22 protein-coding genes are annotated in these 23,792 nt (G+C 69.2%); 2 read left to right on the top strand and 20 right to left on the bottom strand.

Translation table 11 applies throughout. The annotated features are described in order from the left end of the window. Window positions 1-7: 7 nt before the first annotated feature. Window positions 8-817 (top strand): thioesterase family protein, encoded by an 810-nt coding sequence (locus AZH51_RS09545; RefSeq protein WP_291523620.1) that lies wholly within the window; start codon window positions 8-10, stop codon window positions 815-817. Here AZH51_RS09545 and AZH51_RS09540 read toward each other — a convergent pair. Genes AZH51_RS09540 through aspS form a run of 3 tightly spaced genes read right to left on the bottom strand, consistent with a single transcriptional unit; the run spans window position 803 to window position 3,971 of the window. After that, a complete protein-coding gene (locus AZH51_RS09540; protein ID WP_291523618.1) occupies window positions 803-1,540 on the bottom strand; it encodes a DinB family protein in 738 nt (245 codons plus the stop codon). The genes AZH51_RS09545 and AZH51_RS09540 overlap by 15 nt on opposite strands. A 44-nt stretch (window positions 1,541-1,584) precedes the next feature. Then, on the bottom strand, window positions 1,585-2,196 hold the full coding sequence (locus AZH51_RS09535) for an HAD family hydrolase (RefSeq protein WP_291523616.1): 612 nt from the start codon (window positions 2,194-2,196) through the stop codon (window positions 1,585-1,587). Continuing rightward, window positions 2,193-3,971 carry an aspartate--tRNA ligase gene (gene aspS / locus AZH51_RS09530; RefSeq protein ID WP_291523614.1) on the bottom strand — a complete coding sequence of 593 codons (1,779 nt, stop codon included), beginning with the start codon at window positions 3,969-3,971 and terminating at the stop codon, window positions 2,193-2,195. The genes AZH51_RS09535 and aspS overlap by 4 nt, the downstream gene beginning before the upstream one ends. Before the next feature lie 310 nt (window positions 3,972-4,281). Between aspS and argG the strand changes: the two genes are divergently transcribed. Continuing rightward, the gene (gene argG, locus AZH51_RS09525; RefSeq protein ID WP_291523612.1) at window positions 4,282-5,700 is read left to right on the top strand and encodes an argininosuccinate synthase; all 1,419 of its coding nucleotides are present in this window, start codon (window positions 4,282-4,284) and stop codon (window positions 5,698-5,700) included. Window positions 5,701-5,854: 154 nt separating this feature from the next. On the opposite strand, the gene AZH51_RS09520 is transcribed toward argG, so the two are convergent. The 17 genes from AZH51_RS09520 to AZH51_RS09440 form a co-directional block, all read right to left on the bottom strand. Beyond that, window positions 5,855-6,829 (bottom strand): zinc-binding dehydrogenase, encoded by a 975-nt coding sequence (locus AZH51_RS09520; RefSeq protein WP_291523610.1) that lies wholly within the window; start codon window positions 6,827-6,829, stop codon window positions 5,855-5,857. 9 nt (window positions 6,830-6,838) lie between these two features. Further along, window positions 6,839-8,014 (bottom strand): aminotransferase class I/II-fold pyridoxal phosphate-dependent enzyme, encoded by a 1,176-nt coding sequence (locus tag AZH51_RS09515; protein WP_291523608.1) that lies wholly within the window; start codon window positions 8,012-8,014, stop codon window positions 6,839-6,841. Next, complete coding sequence (locus AZH51_RS09510; RefSeq protein WP_291523606.1) at window positions 7,987-8,664, bottom strand: NUDIX domain-containing protein; 678 nt, start codon at window positions 8,662-8,664, stop codon at window positions 7,987-7,989. Before AZH51_RS09510 ends, AZH51_RS09515 begins: the two co-directional genes overlap by 28 nt. After that, window positions 8,661-10,346 (bottom strand): CTP synthase, encoded by a 1,686-nt coding sequence (locus AZH51_RS09505; protein WP_291523604.1) that lies wholly within the window; start codon window positions 10,344-10,346, stop codon window positions 8,661-8,663. The genes AZH51_RS09510 and AZH51_RS09505 overlap by 4 nt, the downstream gene beginning before the upstream one ends. Window positions 10,347-10,357: 11 nt before the next feature. After that, entirely contained in the window at window positions 10,358-11,395 is a 1,038-nt protein-coding gene (locus tag AZH51_RS09500) for a glycosyltransferase (protein ID WP_291523602.1), read from the bottom strand. Then, window positions 11,392-12,963 carry a murein biosynthesis integral membrane protein MurJ gene (gene murJ / locus AZH51_RS09495; RefSeq protein WP_291523600.1) on the bottom strand — a complete coding sequence of 524 codons (1,572 nt, stop codon included), beginning with the start codon at window positions 12,961-12,963 and terminating at the stop codon, window positions 11,392-11,394. Before murJ ends, AZH51_RS09500 begins: the two co-directional genes overlap by 4 nt. After that, complete coding sequence (locus tag AZH51_RS09490; RefSeq protein ID WP_291523598.1) at window positions 12,960-13,616, bottom strand: hypothetical protein; 657 nt, start codon at window positions 13,614-13,616, stop codon at window positions 12,960-12,962. Before AZH51_RS09490 ends, murJ begins: the two co-directional genes overlap by 4 nt. 125 nt (window positions 13,617-13,741) lie before the next feature. Beyond that, window positions 13,742-14,662: a copper transporter gene (locus AZH51_RS09485; RefSeq protein ID WP_291523596.1), complete on the bottom strand. Its 921-nt coding sequence runs from the start codon at window positions 14,660-14,662 to the stop codon at window positions 13,742-13,744. Next, entirely contained in the window at window positions 14,659-15,849 is a 1,191-nt protein-coding gene (gene steA / locus AZH51_RS09480) for a putative cytokinetic ring protein SteA (RefSeq protein ID WP_291523594.1), read from the bottom strand. Before steA ends, AZH51_RS09485 begins: the two co-directional genes overlap by 4 nt. 19 nt (window positions 15,850-15,868) lie before the next feature. Further along, window positions 15,869-17,581: a DNA repair protein RecN gene (gene recN, locus AZH51_RS09475; RefSeq protein ID WP_291523592.1), complete on the bottom strand. Its 1,713-nt coding sequence runs from the start codon at window positions 17,579-17,581 to the stop codon at window positions 15,869-15,871. A 2-nt stretch (window positions 17,582-17,583) separates the two neighbouring features. Then, window positions 17,584-18,483 carry an NAD kinase gene (locus AZH51_RS09470; protein WP_291523589.1) on the bottom strand — a complete coding sequence of 300 codons (900 nt, stop codon included), beginning with the start codon at window positions 18,481-18,483 and terminating at the stop codon, window positions 17,584-17,586. Beyond that, window positions 18,480-19,307, bottom strand: a complete 828-nt coding sequence (locus AZH51_RS09465; protein WP_291523587.1) for a TlyA family RNA methyltransferase — start codon at window positions 19,305-19,307, stop codon at window positions 18,480-18,482. The genes AZH51_RS09470 and AZH51_RS09465 overlap by 4 nt, the downstream gene beginning before the upstream one ends. A 2-nt stretch (window positions 19,308-19,309) precedes the next feature. Continuing rightward, on the bottom strand, window positions 19,310-19,567 hold the full coding sequence (locus AZH51_RS09460; protein WP_291523585.1) for a hypothetical protein: 258 nt from the start codon (window positions 19,565-19,567) through the stop codon (window positions 19,310-19,312). Continuing rightward, window positions 19,564-20,523, bottom strand: a complete 960-nt coding sequence (locus AZH51_RS09455) for a hypothetical protein (RefSeq protein WP_291523584.1) — start codon at window positions 20,521-20,523, stop codon at window positions 19,564-19,566. The genes AZH51_RS09460 and AZH51_RS09455 overlap by 4 nt, the downstream gene beginning before the upstream one ends. 27 nt (window positions 20,524-20,550) lie before the next feature. Beyond that, window positions 20,551-21,564 carry an HAD-IIA family hydrolase gene (locus AZH51_RS09450; protein ID WP_291523582.1) on the bottom strand — a complete coding sequence of 338 codons (1,014 nt, stop codon included), beginning with the start codon at window positions 21,562-21,564 and terminating at the stop codon, window positions 20,551-20,553. Between the two features lie 54 nt (window positions 21,565-21,618). Beyond that, window positions 21,619-22,056 (bottom strand): single-stranded DNA-binding protein, encoded by a 438-nt coding sequence (locus AZH51_RS09445; protein ID WP_291523580.1) that lies wholly within the window; start codon window positions 22,054-22,056, stop codon window positions 21,619-21,621. Between the two features lie 143 nt (window positions 22,057-22,199). Beyond that, window positions 22,200-22,994, bottom strand: a complete 795-nt coding sequence (locus tag AZH51_RS09440; protein WP_291523578.1) for a hypothetical protein — start codon at window positions 22,992-22,994, stop codon at window positions 22,200-22,202. Window positions 22,995-23,792 lie beyond the last annotated feature (798 nt).

Genomic DNA, 23,792 nt, shown 5'->3' with positions numbered 1-23,792 from the left:
GGGCCGGGTGACCAGTGAGTACGACGACGCGACCACCTTCGACCTGACCGCCGACCGCGCTGCGGTGAAACTGTCCTCTGACTGGGGCATCGGCAACGCCGTCAACGGCGGCATCATCATGTCGCTGTTGGCGCAGGCCACCTCCGCGGTCAGCCGGGGCGCCGACGGTCACGGCGACGTGCTGGGGTTGAGTGCCGTCTTCCTGTCGCCCGGCACGGACGGCGGCGGCGAGACGACCACCGACGTCCTGCGGAGCGGCCGCTCGATGACGACCGCGCAGACCGTGCTCACCCAGGACGACACCGAACGGGTCCGCGCGTTCGTGACGCTGGGCGACATCGACCGCTACGCCGAGCCGATCACCTTGAACCCGCAACCGCCGACGATGCCGGAGCCCGACGCGTGCGTCCGGTCCTCTGACGCCCCGCCGGAGGCGCTGTCCCAGAGCGGGCTGCTGTCGCGCGTCGATATCCGCCTCGACCCGGCGTGTGTTGGCTGGGCGGTCGGGCAACCCAGCGGCAACGGTGAGTTACGTGGCTGGATCCGGTTCGCCGACGGGCGGGAGCCGGACCTGCACTCGTTGTTGCTCTTCCTGGACGCCTTCCCACCGGTCACCTTCGATCTCGGCGCCAAGGGTTGGGTGCCGACGGTGCAGTTCAGCGGCTACCTGCACGCGCGGCCCGCACCGGGCTGGCTGCAGGTGCGCACCCGCACCACGACCGTCGCGGGTGGGTTGCACGAGGAGGACGCGCAGATCTGGGACTCCACCGGTCGCCTGGTGGCCCAATCCCGCCAGCTGGCCTCAGCGCGTTTCTGATCCCGCGTCCGGCGAGCTGAGGGACGCCAGATCGCGGGTGGCGAACCGCAGGTGCTCCCACTCCTCCTCCAGGATGGTGTGAAGGCAGGACCGGACGGTCTGGGGGTGTTGCGGCGCATGCGGGTTCGAGCGTTCCTCGTCGAGGATCTGGGGTGTCACGCTGGCCAGAAACTCCCGCACCATCGCCTGCCGGGAGGCTCGAGCACTCAGCACATCGGCGTACGCCGCCGGCTCACGCGTGAGCCCGTGCTCGGCGAACGGGAAGCCACTCGGGCTCTCGTCGTAGATCCCCAGCGGGTGAAAGGACCTCTCCTGCTTCAGGATTGCGTAGCCGCACCACAGGTCGGTCGCCAGCACCAGGTGCCGCAACGTCTGCGCGAAGGACCACTCCCCGTCCACCTGCACATCAACCGCACGGTCGGGCAACTGCGCCGCGCGGTCGACCGCTGCCGCCCACGCTTCCTCGAGCGCGGTCCAGGCGGCGCGCAGACCGTCGGGGTCGTGCGCATCCTTCAGTGTGCGGCCCGGGAATCGCGCATTAACCTGCGCCACGACGTACGGCATCACGTCGACCCCGTTGACTAATACGACCGCGTCGTCGAACAGCCACGGCGAGTCGATGTCCGCGGTGCGCATCTCGACGCCGCGCATCGTCAGCCCGGTCAGGTCGCAGTCGACGAACCGGGTGTCGCGTAGATCTTCTTGGTGGAACGTGCGTGCCATCTGATCATCGTCGTGCACGGCACTGACATCCACACGTGGTGTAGTCAGCTGGGTACGTCGAACTGCCGCAGGATCCGCTGCAGGCCCTCGGCCCCGTCGTTCGGATCATGACGTACGGCGTGCAGCCCGACCTCCCGCGCGGCCTGCACGTTCATCTCCAGGTCGTCGATGAACAAGAGGTCCCCGGCCGGAAGGTCCAGGTCGGTAGCGATGGTCTCGAAGAAGCGCGGCTCCGGTTTGGCCACCCGCAGATCACTGGAGAAGTACAGCCGGTCGAAGTGCTCGGCGTACCCCATGTTCTCCACCATGTGGCGGCGGCGTTCGTCGTGCTGGTTACTGGCCAGCGCGCACAGCGTTCCAGCGGCCCTCACCCGGTCCACCAGCGCGAACGCGGCGGGGTCGACATCCACGTGCGTCCACGTGTCCACGATCGCGGTGAAGTGAGGACTCAGCTGCAGCTTGGCCAGCGCCCGGCGGATCCCGTCGGTGAACGGTTCGTCACCCCGCAGCGACGGACCCTCGGCGTTCCAGAGCGCCTCAGGCAGATGGTCACCGCCGATGGCACGCATCTTGGCGACCCAGTCGCCGCGGTGGTGCTGCAGGACGCCGTCCGCGTCCCACAGCACCGCCGCGATCGAGCCGGTGCCGTTGCTCACGCTTGCTTCGGCTCGGGCTTCGCGTCGACGCCGGCTTCCTTGCGCTGCTGCGCCGTGATCGGAGCCGGGGCTGCCGTCAGCGGGTCGTAGCCGCCACCGGACTTGGGGAAGGCGATGACCTCACGGATCGAGTCCGTACCGGCCAGCAACGCGCAGATCCGGTCCCAGCCGAAGGCGATACCGCCGTGCGGCGGTGCGCCGAACTGAAACGCCTCGAGCAGGAAGCCGAACTTTTCGTTCGCCTCCTCCTCGGACAGACCCATCACCTTGAACACCCGCTCCTGAATGTCCTTGCGGTGAATACGAATTGAGCCGCCACCGATCTCGTTGCCGTTGCACACCATGTCGTAGGCGTACGCGAGCGCCGAGCCGGGGTCGGTGTCGAAGGTGTCGAGGTATTCCTTCTTCGGCATCGTGAAGGCGTGGTGGACCGCGGTCCAGGCACCGGCGCCGACCGCCACGTCACCCGAGGCCACCGCGTCCGCGGCCGGTTCGAACAGCGGCGCGTCGAGCACCCACAGGAAGCTCCACGCGGACTCGTCGATGAGTTCGCAGCGCTTACCGATCTCCAACCGGGCCGCGCCCAGCAGGGCACGCGACGACTTCACGTCGCCGGCGGCGAAGAAGATGCAGTCACCGGGGTTGGCACCCACGTGACCCGGCAGGGCCGCCTTCTCCGCGTCGGACAGGTTCTTGGCGACCGGACCGGTCAGCTCGCCGTCCTCCTGGACCAGCACGTACGCCAAGCCCTTCGCGCCACGCTGTTTGGCCCAGTCCTGCCAGCCGTCCAACGTGCGCCGCGGCTGACTGGCGCCGCCGGGCATGACGACCGCACCGACGTACGGCGCCTGGAAGACCCGGAAGGTGGTGTCCTTGAACAACTCGGTGCACTCGGTCAGTTCGTTGCCGAACCGCAGGTCCGGCTTGTCCGAGCCGAACCGGGCCATGGCCTCGGCGTACGTCATCTGCGGGAACGGCGTCGGGATGTCCACGCCGATGACAGCCCACAGCGCCTTGGCGATGGCCTCGCCCAACTCGATGATGTCGGACTGCTCGACGAAGCTCATCTCGATGTCGAGCTGGGTGAACTCCGGCTGCCGGTCGGCCCGGAAGTCCTCGTCGCGGTAGCAGCGGGCGATCTGGTAGTAGCGCTCCATACCGGCCACCATCAGCAACTGCTTGAACAGCTGCGGGCTCTGCGGCAGGGCGTACCAGCTGCCCGGCGCCAGACGGGCCGGCACCAGGAAGTCGCGGGCGCCTTCGGGAGTGGAGCGGGTCAGCGTGGGGGTCTCGATCTCCACGAAGTCGCGCTCCGCCAATACCGTGCGGGCGGCGGCGTTCACCTTGGAGCGCAACCGGATCGCGTCGCCCTGCTCGGGCCGGCGCAGGTCGAGGTAGCGGTACTTCAGGCGGGCCTCTTCGCCGACCGTCACGCGCTCGTCGATCTGGAAGGGCAGCGGAGCGGCGGCGCTCAGCACCTCGATCTCGTCGGCGACGACGTCCACCTCGCCGGTGGGCAGGTCCGGGTTGACGTCCTTCTCATCGCGCGGGGTCACCGTGCCGACGACCTTGATGCAGTACTCGTTGCGCAGGCCGTGTGCGGCGCCGGTCAGCACCTCGTCGCGAGCGACCACCTGCACGATGCCGCTGGCGTCGCGCAGGTCGAGGAAGGCCACGCCACCGTGGTCGCGGCGTCGGGCCACCCAACCGGTGAGCGTCACGGTGTTGCCGGCGTCGGCGGCTCGTAGCGTGCCGGCGTCATGGGTTCGAAGCATGAGGTGCGTCCTTTCGGGTCGGTTCCCGACGAGGTCGCGAGCGGCCACCTTGTCGAGAAGGCAGCCCAGGAGGTGTGGGCGGGGGCTAGGTCGCGGTGCCACCACACCTTCGCCGAGGAGACCCCGGCCTCTCGTCGGTACGCCGCACGCGCGGTCCGGCGGCCGGGACCTCGTGGGCTCCCTGGCGGGCGTCACTCCACCGCCGCGGACCTCTTCATCGTAAGGCCCCACCCGGCGTACTCCGAATTGAATATCCGCCGCGCGCACGCGGTGACATTGACCCGCCCTGCTGCCTTTACGCTTGATCCTTGTGTCAAAGGTGTTGAACTCGATCCCCGTCGGCGAGCGCGTCGGCATTGCTTTCTCCGGTGGCCTGGACACCTCCGTGGCGGTCGCCTGGATGCGTGAGCACGGCGCAGTGCCGTGTGCCTACACGGCCGACCTGGGTCAGTACGACGAACCGGACATCGATTCCATCCCCGGCCGGGCCGGGCAGTACGGCGCTGAGTTGGCCCGGTTGGTCGACTGCCGCCGGCAGTTGGTCGAGGAAGGTCTGGCCGCCATCGCCTGCGGCGCGTTCCACATCCGCAGCGGCGGACGCACCTACTTCAACACCACTCCCCTGGGCCGCGCGGTCACCGGCACCCTGCTGGTGCGCGCGATGCAGGACGACGACGTGTCGATCTGGGGTGACGGCTCGACGTACAAGGGCAACGACATCGAGCGGTTCTACCGGTACGGGTTGCTGGCCAACCCGGGCCTGCGCATCTACAAGCCGTGGCTGGACGCGACCTTCGTGGACGAACTCGGTGGCCGTCAGGAGATGTCGGAGTGGCTGACCGCTCGCGACCTGCCCTACCGGGCCTCCGCGGAGAAGGCCTACTCCACCGACGCCAACATCCTGGGCGCGACGCACGAAGCGAAAACCCTTGAGCTGCTGGACTCCTCGCTGGAAATCGTCGAGCCCATCATGGGCGTGCCGTTCTGGGATGAGTCGCAGCACATCGCCGCCGAGGACGTGACGATCCGCTTCGAGGGCGGCCGGCCGGTGGCCATCAATGACGACACGTACGGCGGCGACATCGTCGCGCTGTTCATGGCCGCCAACGAGATCGGCGGCCGGCACGGCCTGGGTATGTCCGACCAGATCGAGAACCGGATCATCGAAGCCAAGTCCCGCGGCATCTACGAGGCGCCCGGAATGGCGTTGTTGTTCACCGCCTACGAGCGGTTGCTCAACGCGATCCACAACGAGGACACCGTCGCCGGCTACCACACCGACGGCCGGCGGCTGGGTCGCCTGCTCTACGAAGGACGTTGGTTCGATCCGCAGTCTCTGATGATCCGTGAGGGTCTGCTGCGCTGGGTCGCCTCCGTGGTCACCGGCGAGGTGACGCTGCGGCTGCGCCGCGGTGAGGACTACTCGATCGTCGCGACCTCCGGTCCAGCGTTCAGCTACCACCCGGACAAGCTGTCGATGGAGCGGACCGAGGACGCAGCGTTCGGCCCGACCGACCGGATCGGTCAGTTGACGATGCGCAACCTGGACATCGCCGACACCCGCGCGAAGCTGGAGCAGTACGCCGGTCAGGGGTCTCTGCCGGCCCGCGAGCGGGACCTCGTGGGCGAGTTGGAGTCCGGCGGCGCGTCACAGATCGCGGAGAACGACGTGCCGAAGCCCAGCGAGGAGTCGCTGGAGTCCGCGTCGTTCGACTTCGGCGCCGACTAAGGCCCGACCCTGAAAAACCTGGTCAATGTCCGAGCGCAACGTGACCGAATCAACGGGCGGCAGAGTGCGGCGACGCCTGATCAGCTCCGCCGGTAAGGGTGCAGATCGCACCGACTCGCTCATTCCTGCAGCGTACCGACCGAGGACGTAGCGGCTAGTCCATTGTCACGACGAGCTTGCCGAAGACGTCGCCGTTGATCATCTTGGCGAACGCGTCCTTGGCTTCGGTCAGGGGGCGCACGGAGTCGATGACCGGCTCGACCTTGTGCTCGACCAGGAAGTCCAGCAGGTCCTTCAACTCCGCCTTGGTCCCCATGGTCGAACCCTGGATCCGCATCTGCAGGAAGAAGATCCGGGTCAGCTCGGCCTTGTCCGGTGCGTCGCCCGAGGTGGCGCCGGCGATGACGACCGTGCCGCCGGGGCGCAGCGACTTGATCGAGTGCGACCACGTCGCAGCGCCGACGGTCTCGATGACCGCGTCAACGCGGCCCGGCAGCCGCTCGCCGGAGGCGAAGACCTGGTCCGCGCCGAGCTCCAACGCCCGCTGCGCCTTGGTCTCATCGCGGCTGGTGACCCACATCTTCAGACCCGCGGCCGAGCCGAGTTGGACTGCGGCCGTAGCAACTCCACCGCCAGCACCCTGCACCAGGACCGTGTCCCCCTTGCTCACGCGGGCGTTGGTGAAGAGCATCCGGTACGCCGTGAGCCAGCTTGTCGACAGCACCGCGGCGTGCGTCGTGCTCAAGCCAGCGGGTTTCGGGATCAGGTTCGCCTGGGGCACGTGGACGACCTCGGCGAGGGTCCCGGGGTAGATCTCCGAGAGCAGCGAACGCTTGGGGTCAAGCGTCTCGTCCTCACCGGTGAAACCCGGCGAGGCGATCACGGTGTGCAGCACACACTCGGTGCCATCGGGCGCGATCCCCACCCCGTCGCAGCCCAGGATCATCGGCAGCCGATCAGCGGGCAGGCCGACGCCCTTGAGGGAGAACACGTCGTGGTGGTTGATGCTGCCGGCCTTCATCTGCACCGGCACCCACCCCTCGGGGGTGCTCGGCGGGTCGATCTGCCCGACCTCTAGAGCGTTCAGCGGGTTCTCGGCATCGGCGGTGACGGCGTAGGCAGCAAGCATGCAGCCACGCTAACGCGTGACCGCCCGCAACCGGTCGATGGCCTCGTCCAGTTCCTGCGTGCTGCCACAGAAGGACAGCCGCGCGAAGCGATGTCCTTCGACCAGGTCGAAGTCGATTCCCGGTGCCATCGCGACACCGGTGCGATCGAGCATCTCGAAACACCACACCCGTGAATCGTCGGTCAGATGCGACACGTCCACGTAGGCGTAGAACGCACCGTCCGGTGGCGCGAACCGGGTGATGCCGAGTTCGGGCAGCCGGCGCAGTAGCAGATCGCGGTTGCGGGCGTACCTGGTGACGTGCCCGTCCAACTCATCGCGAGCCTGCGGGCCGAGCGCGGCGAGCGCAGCGACCTGTGACACGGCGGGCGCACAGATCGACAGATTCGCCTGCAGCACTTCGGCTCTCTCGCGCAGGTTGGCCGGCAGAACGCTCCAGCCGACCCGCCACCCGGTCATCGAGTGGTACTTGCTGAAGGATCCCAGCACGATTGCGTCGTCGCTGAACTGGCGGGCCGTGACGCATGGCGCACCGAAGCTGATCCCGTGGTAGATCTCATCGGACAGCAACACCACGTCGTTCGCCACGCACCATGCCGCCAACTCGGCGAGGCGGTGCGGATCGATGATCGTGCCGGTGGGATTGCCGGGGCTGGCCACGACCAGCCCGCGCGGCTTCTCCGGCAGTGCCTCCAACGCCTCGACCGTCGGTTGGAACCGGGTGCCGGCATCGACCGGCACGTCGACCACGCGCAGCCCCAGGGCCAACGCCGAGCTGCGGTTGGCCGGATAGCCGGGCCGGGTCATCGCGATCAGGTCGCCGGCTTCGAACGCCGTGAGCAGCACCGTGCTGAACCCACCGGAGGATCCGTTGCTGATCAGCACCTCATCGGGGTCGACCTCGACGCCGTACTCCGAGCGGTAGTGCGCCGCCACCGCCGCCAACAACTCGGTGGTCCCACCGGGGTCGGTGTAACCCAGGCTCTGTGTCTCCACCGCGGTCGCAACCGCGTCGCGCACCACCCGCGGCGCCGGAGTCGACGGCTGACCGACACACAGCAGCAACAGATCACCGTGCGTGGCCTGCCGTTTGGTCGCCGCCTTGAAGATCTCCATGACCTGGAAGGGCGGCACGTCCGAGCGGACGGAGACCGGGATCATCGGTAGGAGGGGTGCTCCGGCCACGGAGCATCTGCTGGGCGCAGCGTGGTCCAGTCGCGCTCCCGCGACGCAGTCGCCGCCAGCGCCCCGGCGATCAGCAACGAATTGTGCAGCCGCCCCTCCAACGCAGCGACCACCACCGCGTCGAGATCGATCCATCCGCAGGTCATGCCCGCTTCCTCACCTTCGCGGATGAAACCCTCTGCGACAGAGTCGAAAACGTCGCGCGCGAGGAATACCCGGATCGCTTCTGAGGAGCCGCCCGGCGTGGAGAACATGTCGACCAGAACGTGCCACTGCCTGGCTCCGAGGTGTGCCTCCTCGGCCAACTCACGGGCCGCCGCCTCATACGGCGGCTCCCCCGCCACGTCGAGCAGGCCGGCCGGAAGCTCCCACTCCAGCGCACGGACCGGATGACGGTACTGCCGCACCAGCAGTAACTCCTCCCGACCCGGTTCACCGCGCAACGTCACGATGCCCACCGCGCCCGGGTGCTGCACGTAGTCGCGCGTCACCGTGCCACCCTCGCCGCCCAGGTCCACCACATCCGTGCGCACATCCCATACGTGACCGGCGAAGGACGTCTTGGACGACAGGATCGTGGCCGGCTCGATGCGGTCGGCGAGATCCGCCGGCAAGCCAGGGGCCGACGTACCTGAGGGCTTGGAAGTCACTGTGCAGCAGCGGTTTCGGTGACGCGCGGCTTCTCGACCTCGACCAGCCGGCTCGCCTTCTGGGCGTCGATCGCCGCGCCGACCAGACCCGCGAACAGCGGGTGGGCACGGTCCGGGCGTGACTTGAACTCCGGGTGCGCCTGCGTCGAGACGTAGTAGGGATGTACGTCGCGCGGCAACTCCACGAACTCCACCAGGTTGCCGTCCGGTGAGGTGCCGCTGATCACCAGCCCGGCTTGCGCGAGCCGGTCCCGGTAGGCGTTGTTGACCTCGTAACGGTGCCGGTGGCGCTCGGTGACCTCGGTTGCGTCATACACCGACGCCGCAATCGAATCCTCTTGCAGCACAGCGGCATACGAGCCGAGTCGCATGGTGCCGCCGAGATCCCCCGCTCCCTCGACGAAGGCCTTCTGCTCCTCCATCGTGGCGATCACCGGGTCGGGCGTCTGCGGGTCGAACTCGCTGGAACTGGCGCCCTCGATGCCGACCACGTTGCGTGCGTACTCGATCACCATGCACTGCAGGCCGAGGCAGATGCCGAGCGTCGGGATCTTGTTCTCGCGGGCCCACCGCAACGCGCCGAGTTTGCCTTCGATACCGCGCACGCCGAAACCGCCCGGCACCAGGATCGCGTCGACCCCGCCAAGGGCTTTCTGCGCGCCCGCCGGAGTCTGGCAGTCATCGGACGCGACCCACCGGATGGCGACCTTCGCGTCGTGGTGGAAACCCCCGGCGCGCATGGCCTCGGTCACCGACAAGTAGGCGTCGGGCAGGTCGATGTACTTGCCCACCAACGCGATCTCGACGTTGTAGGCCGGGTCGTGGACGCGGCGCAGCAACTCATCCCAGTCGTCCCAGACCACGTCGCGGAACGGCAGTCCGAGCCGGCGCACGACATAGGCGTCGAGCCCTTCACGGTGCAGCACCTTGGGGATGTCGTAGATCGAGGGCGCATCGACGCACGCGGCCACTGCTTCACTGTCCACGTCGCACATCAGCGAGATCTTGCGTTTGATCGACTCGGGCAGGTCGCGGTCGGCACGCAGCACCAGTCCGTCGGGCTGAAGACCCAACTGCCGCAACGCCGCCACCGAGTGCTGGGTCGGCTTGGTCTTGAGTTCCCCACTGGGTGCGAGGTAGGGCACGAGGGAGACGTGCAGGAAGAAGACGTTGTCCCGGCCGAGATCCTGGCGCACCTGACGCGCCGCCTCCAGGAACGGCAACGACTCGATGTCGCCGACGGTGCCGCCGATCTCGGTGATGATCAGGTCGACGTCCTTGGCCGCCTGGGCGCGCATCAACCGCTTGATCTCGTTGGTGATGTGCGGGATGACCTGGACCGTGTCGCCGAGGTACTCCCCGCGCCGCTCCTTGGCGATGACCTGGCTGTAGACCGCGCCTGTGGTCGCGTTGGCGCTGCCCTCGAGGTTGGTGTCCAGGAACCGCTCGTAGTGCCCGATGTCCAGGTCGGTCTCGGCGCCGTCCTCGGTGACGAAGACCTCGCCGTGCTGGAACGGGTTCATCGTGCCGGGATCGACATTGATGTAGGGGTCGAGTTTCTGCATCGTGACCCGCAGACCGCGGGCCCGGAGCAGATGCCCGAGGCTCGAGGCGGTCAGGCCCTTGCCGAGTGAGGAGGCGACGCCTCCGGTTACGAAGATCTGTTTCGTCACGTCCACCACGGGTTACCAGTCTATGACATCGCGGCGGTGGTCAGGGACCGATACAGCCGGATCAATGCGTCGATCTCGTCACGCCGGGTCGGGAGCGTGTCGGCGACGGCGCGGACCTGGGCGCGTCGGGAGGTGAGGTACGCCGCGTCGCCGGCCAATCGGCGTACCTCGCGAGCGATCCCCTCCACGTCCGGGAATTGCGCGAACACCCCTGCGGCGCCGATGGTTTCGCGGATACCACCGACGTCGAAGGCGACCACGGGCAACCCGGCCCGGACGGCTTCCTGCAGCCACACCGGTTGCCCCTCCCAGGCCGCGGTGGAGACGGCGACATCGGCGGCGGCCAGCAACTGCGGCACGTCATCACGCCGGCCGAGCAACTCCACCGGCGCGTCGCCGGCGTCGATCTGCGCCTGCAGCGCGGCCCGGTCCGGACCGTCACCCACCACCGACCAGGTGACGCCGTCGACCAGTCCGGCCGCGTCGATCAGCAGGTCGATCCGTTTCTGGGTCGTCAACCGGCCCACGCAGACGGCCCGGAAGCCCTCATGGGAGACCGCCGGCACTGCGACGGCGGGTGCGGCGATCACGGCCCGGCGCACGTCCCGAGCGCCGGCGCGACGGGCCGGCGCCTCCAGGTCGGGACTGACCGTAAGCACCACGGCGCTGCCGTGAGCGGCGACCCGCAGCAACAGAGCGAACAGCACGGCGTTGACCCGCGAGGTCGTCGGTGCGGCGTTGTGCAGGGTGGTCACCAGCGGTCGCCCGGTGCGCGCCAGCGCGGCGAGGGCACCGGCCCGCACACCGTGGGCGTGCACGACGTCTGCGTCACGCAGGGACCGCAGCGTGCGCACGGTTGACGCGTCGGCGCGGGGGTCAGGCCGCTCGCCGATGCGCACCGGCACCCGTCCCATTCCGGAGACGGCCAACTCGTCGAGCACACCCTCCGGCGCCGCGACGTCCACGGCGTGTCCGGCGTCGATCAGTCCGCCCGCCACGGATCGGACGTGCGCCAGTACTCCCCCGGCGACTTCTCCGAGCACGAAAGCGATCCTCATGCGCGCCCCCGGTGCACGACCAGCCGCTCGAACGTGGTCCGGTCAAGCAGCGCGAGCAGGGCCGCGAAGACGCCGATCGCCACCAGCGCCGCAAGCACCGCGCTGACGGCCGCTGCGATCAGGGAGGCGCCGTCGAGACGGTCGGCGCACCACCGCCCGCAGAGGGCGCCCGCTGCACCGGCCACCAGTCCGGCCAGCAGCGTCCGCCACGGCAGACGCACCCAGCCCGGGCCACCGCGCAGCAGGAGCGCCGCGAGCGCCAGGGCCGCGATGCTCATCCCGATCGTGCTGAAGATGCCCAGGCGCACCAGCACCGTGCTGGAGTCAGTGCGCGCGCCCAGGGTCAACAGCGGCCCGAGACCGGCGATCGCCCAGCCGAGGCACATCGCTGCGGCGGCACCGCCAGTGATGTGCCGGGCGTACGCCGCGCGTAGCAGCAGTGCGGTCAAGCCGAATCCGAGCACTCCGGGGGCGAACGCCGTCAGCGACGGGGCGAGCGCGTCCAGGGCGTTCGCTCCGCTGCCACCGCGCCCTGCGTCCAGTGCGCCGAAGAACCGTCCCGCCGCCGGCGCCACCGCGATCAACAGGGCTGCCGACGCAGCGCCGGCGACGGCGACCACTGCCGCAGAACGGCCCAGTGTGCCGGGAGTTCCGGTGGCCAGCCGCGGGAAAGCGGCGGTCGCGACGGGAACGGCCAACACGGCGTACGGGAGCAGATAGAGGGCCTGGACGTAGTTGTAGACCGTCAGCGCGCCCGGGCCGCCCCGGTGGTTGGTGACCCAGGCGATGATCAGCACCGCGAGCTGCTGCGCGATCAGCGCGGCGATACCCGCCCCGGCGAGCCGGCGGGCCTGGGCGGCAACACCGGGCGGGAAGTCCCAGCGCGGGCGCAGTCGGATCCCGGCCCGGGCGGCCACGGCCAGCAGCGGCAGGCTCAGCGCGCACACCCCCAACGTGGTGCCACCCGCCAGGACGGCGACGGCTGCCGGGGTGATGGTCTCCGGGTCCCCCGTGCCGATCCGGCCGTAGAGCAGGTAGCAGGCGATCACGACCAGGCTGGACAGCAACGGTGCGAGGGCAGCGGCGACGAACCGCTGGTGCGCCTGAAGCACGCCCCCGGCGACCACGCCGATGCCGTAGAGGACGACCTGGGGGGCGAAGATCCGCACGAAGGTCGCGGCGAGGTCGACCGCTGAGTCCCCGCAGCCGTCGGTGCCCAACATGGCCGACGCGATCGGGCCGGCGAACAGGGCCAGGAGTACGGCGAGAGGCAGCAACACCGCGATCGCCCAGGTGAGCAGGGCGGAGGCGATCCGGTCGGCAGTGGCACGATCCGTGACCAGGGCGCGGGCCACCAGCGGGACCGCGACCGCGGCCAGGGCGCCGCCGGCAGCGACTTCGTACAGGACGTTGGGCAGCAGGTTGGCCGTGTTGTAGACCTGCCCCACGCAGGTCGCGCCGACCGAGTGGGAGAACGCCAACCAGCGGCCGAAGCCGACGATCCGGGCCAGCAGGGTGATCCCGGCGATCATTCCGGCGGCAGCGGCCAGGGAACCGCGGCGGCTCATTCCGGCCGACCCCACCGGTCGATCGCATTGAGCGCCGGGTTGGTGGCGATGACCTCGGTGAAACTGACGCGTTCTGAGGCCAGGATCAGCCCGGCGACGACGGTGGCGCCGACCACCCGGCCCGCCAGGGGTAGCCCCCGCGCCCAGGCCAGCCCGAGTACGGCGCCCAGGGCGTTGGCGCCGGTGTCTCCCAGCATGCTGCGCCCGGCCAGATCGGCCGGCGCGGCAGCAGCGGCGACACCCAGGATCGCTGCGGCCGACTCATCCGCGACCAGTAGCAACGGTGTGGCGCCGGCGACGGCGACTTTGAGCGCACGGCCCGGGCGCAGGTCGAACAGGTTGAGCAGGTTCGCTGATCCTGCGACCAGTGCCCCGCCGATCAGCGTGTCCACGATGCCGCGTCGGCCCCGGTCCGCGACCGCGGTGCTGGCCAGGGCGGCGGTCCCGATAGCGGCGATCTTCACGACGCCGGTGGTGACCTCACCGCGCCCCAGCGCGCGCAGATGGCCACGCAGCCCCTTGGCGACCGACCCTTCACCGGCGGCCAGGTCGTCCAGCAGTCCCGCAGCACCCGTTGCCACACCCAGCGCCGCCGGGAGCGGCCCGGCGACAACGAGGCCGGCAACGACCGCTGGGCCTTCAGCGAGGGTCACCTCCTGACCGGCAAAGTTCCTGCGGGACAGGCGGTTTCGGTACGACGACCGGAGCAGCCCCTGATAGGCCGCAGTCGTGATCAGCCCTGCCCCTACCGCTCGGACGGCGGCGGCCGGATAGCCGGTCACCGGCCTGCGGTGATGGCCGGGATCGGTCCCGTCGCGTCCGCTCCGAGTCCGTACTGGCCCGACACACCGGCCAACTCCTTCTGCGTGGCCAGCACGACTGCCGTCTGACCCATCGCCCGGCTGCCGTCATCGACCACGCTCATCGTGGCCGTCGCGTCAGCCGAACCGCGCAACGAGGTCACCAGCGGATCGGGGTTGGTGAGGTCGCCGTCGGCCGGGCCGCTGGAGACCCCGACGACGGCCGTGGTGGAGGCCCCGATGCCGGCGACTGAGCCGGTCCAACCGGTGACCGTCTGCTGGTCGGTGGTCGTCGGCAGCCCCGGCCACAGGACCACGATGCTGGTGGGTTTACCCCCGCCGGTGCCGTCGATGTCGATCAGCGACTCCGATTGCAGCTTTTCCAGAGCTGCCTTCCCTGTCGAGGTCTCCCTGCTCATGACGGCCTTGCCCAGCACGATCCCCGGCAGCCGCGAAACATCGGTCTGGGCCGGGTTGACACCGACGGTCGATGCAGCCGACCGCAAGCGTTCCACCGAGGGCTCCTTCAGCCAGGACTCGTTAAGCGTCACTGTCGTGACGACCGACCCGCCGGCGGAGGCGATCGACGACTTGGTCGCCGAGAGCAAGCTGTCGGGGGTGCCGGGCAGCAGGACCAGCGCGATCGAGTCACCGTTCAGGACCCCGTCGACCAGCGCCGGGTCGGCGAGCGTGGCGAAATTGTCAGCCCGGTTCAGGGCGTTGCCGGTGGCCTGGACCTGCGCCCGCAGTTGGGCCTGCTCGGATCGCAGACTGCTGGCCTGCTGGTTCAACGAGTCGCCGACGCCACCGGACAGGGTGAACGCGCCGATGACGATGCCGACCGCGAGCGCCAGGAACACGGCGACCAGCGACACGATGTGGTAGCGGAAGTCGATCATTGGAACAATCCTCGCAACCACGCCCACAGGTCATCCCAGCGGGCACCGAGCAGCTGCAGCGCGGCACTTCCGCCGGGGGTCGCGATCATGGCGACGATCAGTGCGATCAGGCCCGCCAGGACCAGCAGCACCAGGGCGCGGGCACTGATCGTGGAGCGGTAGAGCTGACTGACCCCCTTGGCGTCGACCAGCTTGCTGCCGACCCGCAGCCGGGTCAGGAACGTGCTGGCCATCCCGGCCCGGCCCTTGTCGAGGAATTCGATCAACGTCACGTGGGTGCCGACGGCCACGATCAGGTTCGCGCCCGACTCGTCGGCCAGCAGCATCGCGATGTCCTCGCTGGTGCCGGTGGCCGGGAACACCACTGGATCGTTGATGCCCAGTTCCTGCACGCGGGCCAGACCCGGCGCCCGGCCGTCGCGATAGGCGTGCACGACGATCTCGGCGCCACAGCGCAAGGTCGCATCGGAGACCGAGTCCATGTCGCCCACGATCAGATCGGGTTTGTACCCCGCCTCGCGCAGCGCGTCGGCACCACCGTCGACACCGATCAGGATCGGCCGCTGGTCACGGATGAAGCTGCGCAGCGTCTGCAGGTCCTCGCGGTAGTGATAACCGCGTACGACGATCAGCACCGGCCGACCGTCCATCGATGTGCGCAGGTCAGGCAGGCCGACGCCGTTCAGCAGTAGGTCCCGTTCTTCGCGCAGGTAGCTCATCGTGTTGCCGGCGAACGCCTCGATCTGCACGGCCAGGCCGGCCCGGGCCTCGTCCATGGCGTGTTCGACAGCCGCCGGCGTCATCGTGGTTCCGGTCGCGACCACCGCACCATCGACCAGGACCTCACCCTCGGCGCTCACCCCGACCTGGTGGCCCTCGGCGACCGCCATCACCTCCGGGCCGGCGGCGTCGATCAGCGGAATGCCGCTGTCGACCACGATGCCCGGGCCGAGGTTGGGATACCGGCCGGTGCTGGACCGGGCGGCGTTGACGATGGCGACCGGGCGGCAGGCCACCAGGGCCTCGGCGCTGACCCGGTCCAGATCCTGGTGGTCGATGATGGCCACGTCGCCGGGCTTCAACCGTTTGGTGAGGGTCTTGGTGCGCGCGTCCACCCGCGCAGTGCCGAGGACCGCGACGGCGTCGGCGCCGTTGTCGCGACGTACGGGCAGCTTCACGCCTGCCATCGTCGCACGTCGGCGCAGGTCACCGCTGCCGCGCAACGCTCAGCAGCTCCCTGGCGTGCTCCCGCGCCGGACGGCTGTCGGCGACCCCGCCGAGCATCCGGGCCAACTCGGCGACCCGGTGCTCACCGTCGACGACCGTGACATCGGACTGGGTGACCGCCCCGTCCGACTGTTTGTGCACGACCAGGTGATGATCGGCGTACGCCGCGACCTGGGGCAGGTGGGTCACGACGATCACCTGCGCGGTGCGCGCGAGGTCGGCCAGCCGGGCGCCGATCTCGTGGGCCGCGGCCCCGCCGACTCCGGCGTCGACCTCGTCGAAGACGAACGTCGGCACGTCATCGGCGCCCAGCACGACCTCGAGCGCCAGCATGATGCGTGACAGTTCCCCGCCCGAGGCTGCTTTGGCCACGGACCGGGCGGGCTGCCCGGGCGCCGAACTCAGGTCGATGCTCACGTCGTCGGCGCCGTCAGCGGACAGGTGCGCAGCGGCTGGCTCCCGTGGTGTGACGGTGACATGCAACTGCGCCGAACCCATCGCCAATCGGCCCAGTTCGGCGTTGACCGACTTCGCGAGGGCTTTGGCGGCTGCGCGCCGGGCAGCGGTGAGTTCGCCGGCGCGTTCGACGGCCTTCTTCTGCAGCACCGGCACCTGGTCCCGCAACTCGGTCAGCCGGTCATCGCCACCGTCGAGCGTGGCGATCTCCTTCGCAGCGCTCTCGGCGAACGCGAGCACCTCATCCACCGTGGACCCGTAGCGGCGGGTCAGGTGGTTCAGCTCCGCGCGCCGCTGTTGCACCCACGCCAGCCGCTCGGGGTCGCTCGGCAGATCCGCAAGGTAGCCGCCCAGGTCGGCGGAGACATCCGCAGCCAGCACGGCCAGTTCGCGGACCCGGGCGCCCAGCTCGGTCAGGGTGTCGTCGTACTCCGCGGCCGTGGCCAACGCGTGCCCGGCGCTGCTCAGGGAGCCCAGGACGTGCGGGACGGGTTCGCCGCCCTCGTCGTCCCCGGCGAGTTCCCGGTGCGCCTGGGTGGTGGTCTCCCGGAGCAGCTCGACGTGGTCGAGGCGATTGGCTTCAGCCGCTAGGGCCGCGTCCTCGCCGGGCGCCGGGTCGACCCGTTCGATGTCCTGCAGCGCTGAGGTGAGTTGGTCCAGCCGCAACGTGCGGGTCTGCGAATCCGATTGCAGCGCAGCGAGTTCCATGCGCGCTGCCTGCCACTCGGCGTACGCCGATCGGTAGCCCTCCAGCGCCTTGGTCAGTGCCCGGCCGTGCCGGCGACCGAAGTCGTCCAGCACCGCCCGGTGCTGATCGGCCCGCGCCAACCGCCACTGATCGGCCTGGCCGTGGACCGCGACGATCTGCTCACCCACCTCACGCAGGACGCCGACGGGACTGGTGCTACCGCCGATGATTGCGCGGGACCGCCCGGCGGTCGTCACACTGCGCTGCAGGATCAGTTCCCCGTCGTCGATCTGCGCGCCGGCTTCAAGCGCCCGGACCGCGGCCGGGTGGTCCGACGCGAGTTCGGCGATCCCTTCGACACTTGAGCGGTCGGCGCCGGAGCGGACCAGACCCGGATCAGCCCGCTGACCCAGCAGCATGCCCAGCGACTGCACGACCATCGTTTTGCCGGCCCCGGTCTCACCAGTGAGCACGTTGAGCCCCGGACTGAGTTCGAGGGCGGCGTCCTCGATGACGCCGAGGTTGCGGATCCGCAGTTCGCGAAGCATCGTCAGCTGCCGCGGCGGGTGCCGCGCCACCCGGAGACGGACAGATCGAACTTGGCGACCAACCGGTCGGTGAACGGCGCATCGGTCAGCCTCGCCAGGAGCACCGGGGTGTCCGCACGGCACACCTCGATCCGCGAGCCCGCCGGCAGGTCGTAGGAGCGGCGGCCGTCGCACCACACCACCGCCTCAGCCTCGGCGCCCTGTTTGAGTTCGACGGCGATCTGCACGTCGGTGGACAACACCAGCGGCCGGGCGAACAGGGCGTGCGCGGAGATCGGAACCAGCAGGATGGCGGCCACCCCGGGCCAGACGATCGGGCCGCCCGCGGAGAAGGCGTAGGCCGTGGAGCCGGTGGGCGTGGACATCACGACGCCGTCGCAGCCCCAGCTGGACAACGGCCGGCCGTCGATCTCGACCACGACTTCGAGCATCCGCTCACGGGCCCGCTTCTCGACGCTGGCCTCGTTGAGCGCCCAGTCCTGCCAGAGCACCTCACCGTCCAAGGACGCGGTGACCGCGAGGGTGGCGCGCTCCTCCACCGTCCAGGACCGGTCGACGACCTTGCGGACCGTGGTGTGGATGTCATCGCGTTCGGCCTCCGCGAGGAACCCGACGTGTCCGAGGTTGATGCCGAGCAGCGGCACGCGGTGATCGCGGACGAGTTCGGCACCGCGCAGGATGGTGCCGTCGCCACCCAGGACGATGGCCAGCTCGCAGCCGGCCGCGGGGTCCTCGGCAGCGACTTCCACCAACGGTTCGTCGATGACGCCGAAGGCGCGCAACTCCTCAGCCGTGCCGACCACCCGGATGTCGTTGTCCCCCAGGTCTTTAACCAACTGGGCAGCGATCTCTAGAGCCTCCGGACGGCCGGGGTGGCCGATCAGCAGGATCTGGCGGGTCATCGCTGTCCTTCGTCGTCGTTGGTCCGGATGGTCGCGAGGGCGGTCGCGACCTGTGCTGGGTCCATCCTGCCTTCCGGGGCGGCTCGCAACCACAGCAGGTACTCCAGGTTGCCGTGCGTGCCGGTGACCGTACTGATTGTCACGCCGTGCACCGACAACCCCGCCTGTTCGGCCACCTCGAGCACCCCGCCGACGGCTTCGGCACGTTGTTGCGCCGACCGCACGACACCATCTGAGCCCAGCCGCTCCCGGCCCACCTCGAACTGCGGTTTCACCAGAACCACCAGGTCACCGTCCGGATGCAGCAGGCTGGACAGGACGTTCATGACCAGAGTGAGCGAGATGAAGCTCAGGTCGGCAACGACCACACCGAAGCCGCCGCCCAGGTCATCGACCGTCACGTCCCGGATCGACGTACCCGATCGTTCGACGACGCGGGGATCGGACCGGACCGGCTCGGCCAACTGTCCGTGACCGACGTCCAGCGCGACCACCTCAGCGGCGCCGCGTTCGAGCAGGACCTGGGTGAACCCGCCCGTCGACGCACCCACATCAAGACAGCGTCGACCCTCGACCCGCACCTGCGGAAACTCCTCGAGCGCGCCGATCAGTTTGTACGCCGCGCGCCCGACGTAGCGCTCCGGCTCACCGATCAGTTCGAGGTCGTCCTCATCGGTCACTCGGCTGCTGGCCTTGGCCAGGACCGTCCCGTTGCACCGCACACGTTCCGCCGCGATGTACTCCCGGGCAAGGGCGCGTGATCGGGCTACGCCCCGGTCCACCAGGGCCTGGTCCAGACGCTGCCCACGCTGCGCGCGGGTCATGCTCAGTCCAGCCCGGACAACCGGTCGGCCAGGCGCTGGTGCGCCGCGGTAAGCAGTTCGAGAGCGGCGTCGACATCCAGCGGTTCGCGGGATTCGGCGTCAGCGGCCAACTGGTGCGCCATCGGTCCCAGGTCGGCCAGGACCGCGTCGACCCCCTGATCGCCCGTCGTGTACGACGTCGCGCCGGGCAGTTCGGATGGGGGCACCGCGTCGTCGGCGTCCTCCGGCGGCACACCGTTGCCGGACTCGTCGGTGGTCATGCGGAGGCACCCGAGGCGGCCGGGGTGGTCGCCTTCTTCGCAGTCGTCTTCTTTGCCGCTGCCTTCTTGGTGGTCGACTTCTTGGCGGGCGTGGCCTTCTTCGCAGTCGTCTTTTGCGCAGACGTCCTTTGCGCAGACGTCCTTTGCGCTGTCGACTTCTTCGCGGCGGCGGTCTTGGCGGGCGCAGTCTTCGCAGGTGCCTTCGTGGCAGAGGTCTTCTTGGCAGTGGCCTTCTTCGCCGGTGCGGTCTTCGCCGGTGCGGTCTTCGCCGGTGTCTTCTTCGCACCCGTCTTCTTCGCAGCCGACTTGTTCGCCGTCTTCTTGGCAGGCGCTGTCTTCGTGGCGGCGGCCGTCTTCGTGGCAGCGCCCGCAGCCGACGACTGCTGTTGCGCAGCCTGGCGCAGAGCCGCACGGGAGACCACCGGCCGACTGGGAGTTCCCGGGCCGCTCGGCCGCGCGGCACGCGGCGACGGTTCGGCGTCTTGGGCCAGCGCCCGCTGGAGACGCTGGTTCTCCGCACGCAACCGGTCGATCTCTCCCAGCGCAAGTTCCAACTCGTTCTCCGAGGCGAGTCCGACCCGGTGCAGTTGACCCTCGATCTCGGCGCGAATCACATCCTCGACCATCGCGCGGTTGGCCGAGATCGCCGTCACCAACTCGGTGGCGACACCGGACACTGCGGAGGCGCGTTCCCCGACACCGCCGGGCACCGCTGACGTGAAGCCTCCGAAGTCGCCGACCCGCTCACCCAACTGATCGGCCACGTCGTTGAACTGATCGCTCAACGCGCCGGCAAGGTCACCGACCTGGTCGGCGAAGTCGTGGGCCCGTCGACTCGCCGGCGCGACGGCCGGTGAGGTCATGACTCCGGCTGACACCGAGTGCGCGGCTTCCATCGTGCGGTCTGCTACCTGTAACAAGGCTCGTAACACCGATTGCAACATGTCGTCACTCATCTCCAGACTCCTGTGTCATCGGCGGGGCTACTCCTTCGTCTTACCGTACTGTGCCGCCAGCCGTGCGGCCGTCCCTTGGTCTATCCGGTTGTCGTCCAATGCATCCCACAGGACGCGGAGCACCGCACGCAGCGCCACGACGCCGTCATGCGGAGCCGTTCCGGACCACCGGATCGCTCCCGCCACCAGGTGGGCAGAGCCGTCTGCGACCCGATAGCCATCGCCATCGGAAACAGGTTCGTCGTAGGGCTCCCGCAAGCCGCCTGCGTCGGCACAGACGAATCGCGGGCGTTGGTCGCGGGGCGCCTGGGCGAGGTCGGCCGGGCCGTGCACTCCCGACAGCACGCACAGCGAATCCATGCCGGCCGCCGAGGCACCGGCGATGTCGGTGTCCAAGCGGTCGCCGACCCCGAGGGTCTTCGCGGCCGGGACGTCCAGGGCCGACGCGGCCATGGTGTACATCAACGGCCCCGGTTTGCCGACGACCTCGGGTTGCACACCGGTAGCGACTGAGACGGCTTCCACCAGAGTGCCGTTGCCCGGTGCCACCCCGCGATCAGTCGGCAGCGTCCGGTCGGTGTTGGTGGCCACCCACACCGCACCGTTCTCGATGGCGTAGGCCGCCTCGGCCAACCGAGCAGCCGTCACGTTCGGACCGTAGCCCTGCAGAACCGCCTCGGGATTGTCCTGCGCACTGTCCGCTACCTCAAAACCGTTGTCCCGCAACGCAATAGCGACACCATCGCCACCAACCGGAAGGACGCTGGCGCCCTGAGACAGTCGTTGCGAGAGATGGTGCGCACCTGCCAGCGAGCTGGTGAATACCTCCTCCGGCTGCACGTCCAACCCGAACGATCGCAGGTGGTCAGCGACCTCCTGCGGGCTCCGGGAGGCGTTGTTCGTCGCGAAGGCGACCTTCATGCCGCCCGACGACAGCGCGGCCAACGCATCGACGGCCGGTGTGATGGGTTGCGGACCTCGGTAGACGACGCCGTCGAGATCGACGACAAGGGCGCGGTAACCATCGGCGAGTGTGCTCACACCGTCATTGTGTCGGGTCGCCTGAACCGATGCCCGACAGCCACCGGTCAACCGCTAACCCGCAGCAACTTTGGACTTTGCTCTGACACGCTCGGCAGCACCGCGTTTGGCCGCACTCGCCGGCGCGGATCGGGTGATGACGGTCATCGCCACCACCTCGACCTCGACCCGGCTCTGCACGGCAGGACCGGCCCGCCAGAACCGTCGCCGCAGCGAACCGGATACGGCGATCTGATCGCCATCGGCCAGCCGGGCGCCTTGTCGTCGCAGACGCGTAGCCCAGCAGACCAGGTCGAACGTGTCCACTCGTTGCCCTGTCGTCCTCGCCCGGCTGTCTTCGGGCCGCGGCACCACCAACCGGAACGTGACAATCTCATCGCCGCTGGGCAGTTCGCGTACGGTCGGCTCCCCACTGACCCGACCACACAGCGTCACCGTGTTGACCGGTGGCGTTTCCTGCTCGGCGGCGACATCCTCCTGCGCACCCTTCATCGCTATTCCCCCTCCACGCGGTGCGCCCTCGGCATCGCTGGAGAACAGCCTGCGGTCAACTGTCCACCGCTCGCCACCGGAAACTGCCCCGGTGTGGATATCCGGATTCGCCCTGTGGACAACGACCTAGGCGCTGACCTCGGTCAGTCGTTGCTGAACGGATTGGTCAGGGCGTCGTACGCCTCGTTCGATGCGGCGGGCTTGTCGGTCGGGGCACTCTCGTCGGCACCATCCACCCCGGTGACCTCCGCGTCGTCCTCCGGGTCGGTGCCAGGGGCAGCATCAGAGTCGGCGTCTTCCAGGTCCACCAACAGGAAGCCCTCAAGCTCGTCGAGCCGCTCGTCGGCGTCAGTCTCTGCATCGGTGTCTGCGGCGGCCGCCTTGGCGAACCAGGTCCTCGCCTCGGCCTGCCGCCCGGCTGCGAGCAGCGCATCGGCGTACGCATAGAACAACCGTGCCGCCCACGGCTGGGTGCTCGCCCGCTGCAGCGCAGGGACATTCAGCACGGCTACGGCGGCCTCGGGCTGGTCCAGGTCGCGACGAATTCCCGAGACGACGATCAACAACTCGATGTTGTCAGCCTCGGCCAGTTTGCGAGCGGCGGGACTGGACGCCAGGTCCAGCGCACGCTCGTGCCGCCCCAGGCCGCGCTCGGCATCGACCATGTACGGCAGCAGATGATCGCTGCCGGACAACCGGCGAGCGGTCCGGAATTCGCGCAGAGCGTCAGCGAACTCGCCGCGACGGTAGTAGACCAGCCCGAGCGCCTCGCGCACCGCGGGCACCCGCCCGGCGCGGCCGGCGGCATGCAGCGCGTGCGCCAACGCCTTGTCCGGGTCCTCGTCCAGTTCCGATGCCGACGCGACCAAATGCTTGGCGACGCCGTCGGCGTTGTCCTTGCTCAGTGTTCGAAGCTGGGTCCAGACATCGCGATCCAATTCGTGGCCGGTGATGTCCTCCGGGATCTCCGGCTCGACGGCCCGCGGGCCGCGGTCCCGGCCTTCGTTACGCGGCGAGGTCCGGTCCCAACTGCGCGGCGCGCGTTGCGGATTCGACGTATCGGAGATCGGCCGATCCTGGCGGTCCCGGTCCGAACGACCAGACCCGCGCTGGCCGCCTGCGTCACGCGACCCGAAACCTCTACCCCCGCTACGACCTCGCGAGTCTTCCCGGCGTCCCCCGCGATCACGACTATTGCGGTCTTGACTGCCGCCGTCGCGCGCGCCGCGATAGCCGCCGGCGCGATCGCCGCGTCCCGCATCAGCCCCGCGGCCCCGCGGAGCATCCCTTCGATCACGGCCGGAACCGGCGTTCTTGCGGGGCCGGTCACCAGAGCGATCACGACGATCTGAACCCCGCGACTCACCCCTGGCCGCGCCATCACGACCGCTTCGGGATCCCGAACTGCCCTCCGGGCGCGGCGACTCCTGCGACTCCGGGGGCTGGTCACGTTGCGCTGCGTTACCCGCAGCCCGTGTCCAGCGTCCGGATCGACCACCCCGGGACGAACCCGATGCGTCATCCGTCGACGGCGCGTCCGGATCCTTGTCGCTCATTACTGCTCCACTCGTGGTTGGCAACCAACTGCGACCCTAGCCCACGGGTCCATAAATGCTTTCAGGGCCACCGTGTGGTGGCCCTGAAAGGGAAGGGTTGTTCGGCGGTGTCCTACTCTCCCACACTCTCACGGGTGCAGTACCATCGGCGCTGAAGGGCTTAGCTTCCGGGTTCGGGAT

It is taken from the genome of Branchiibius sp. NY16-3462-2 (assembly GCF_001594145.1).
Classification (GTDB): Bacteria; Actinomycetota; Actinomycetes; order Actinomycetales; family Dermatophilaceae; genus Branchiibius.
The sequence above is the reverse complement of the archived record's forward strand: the minus strand, read 5'-3'. Positions and strand labels throughout refer to the sequence as shown.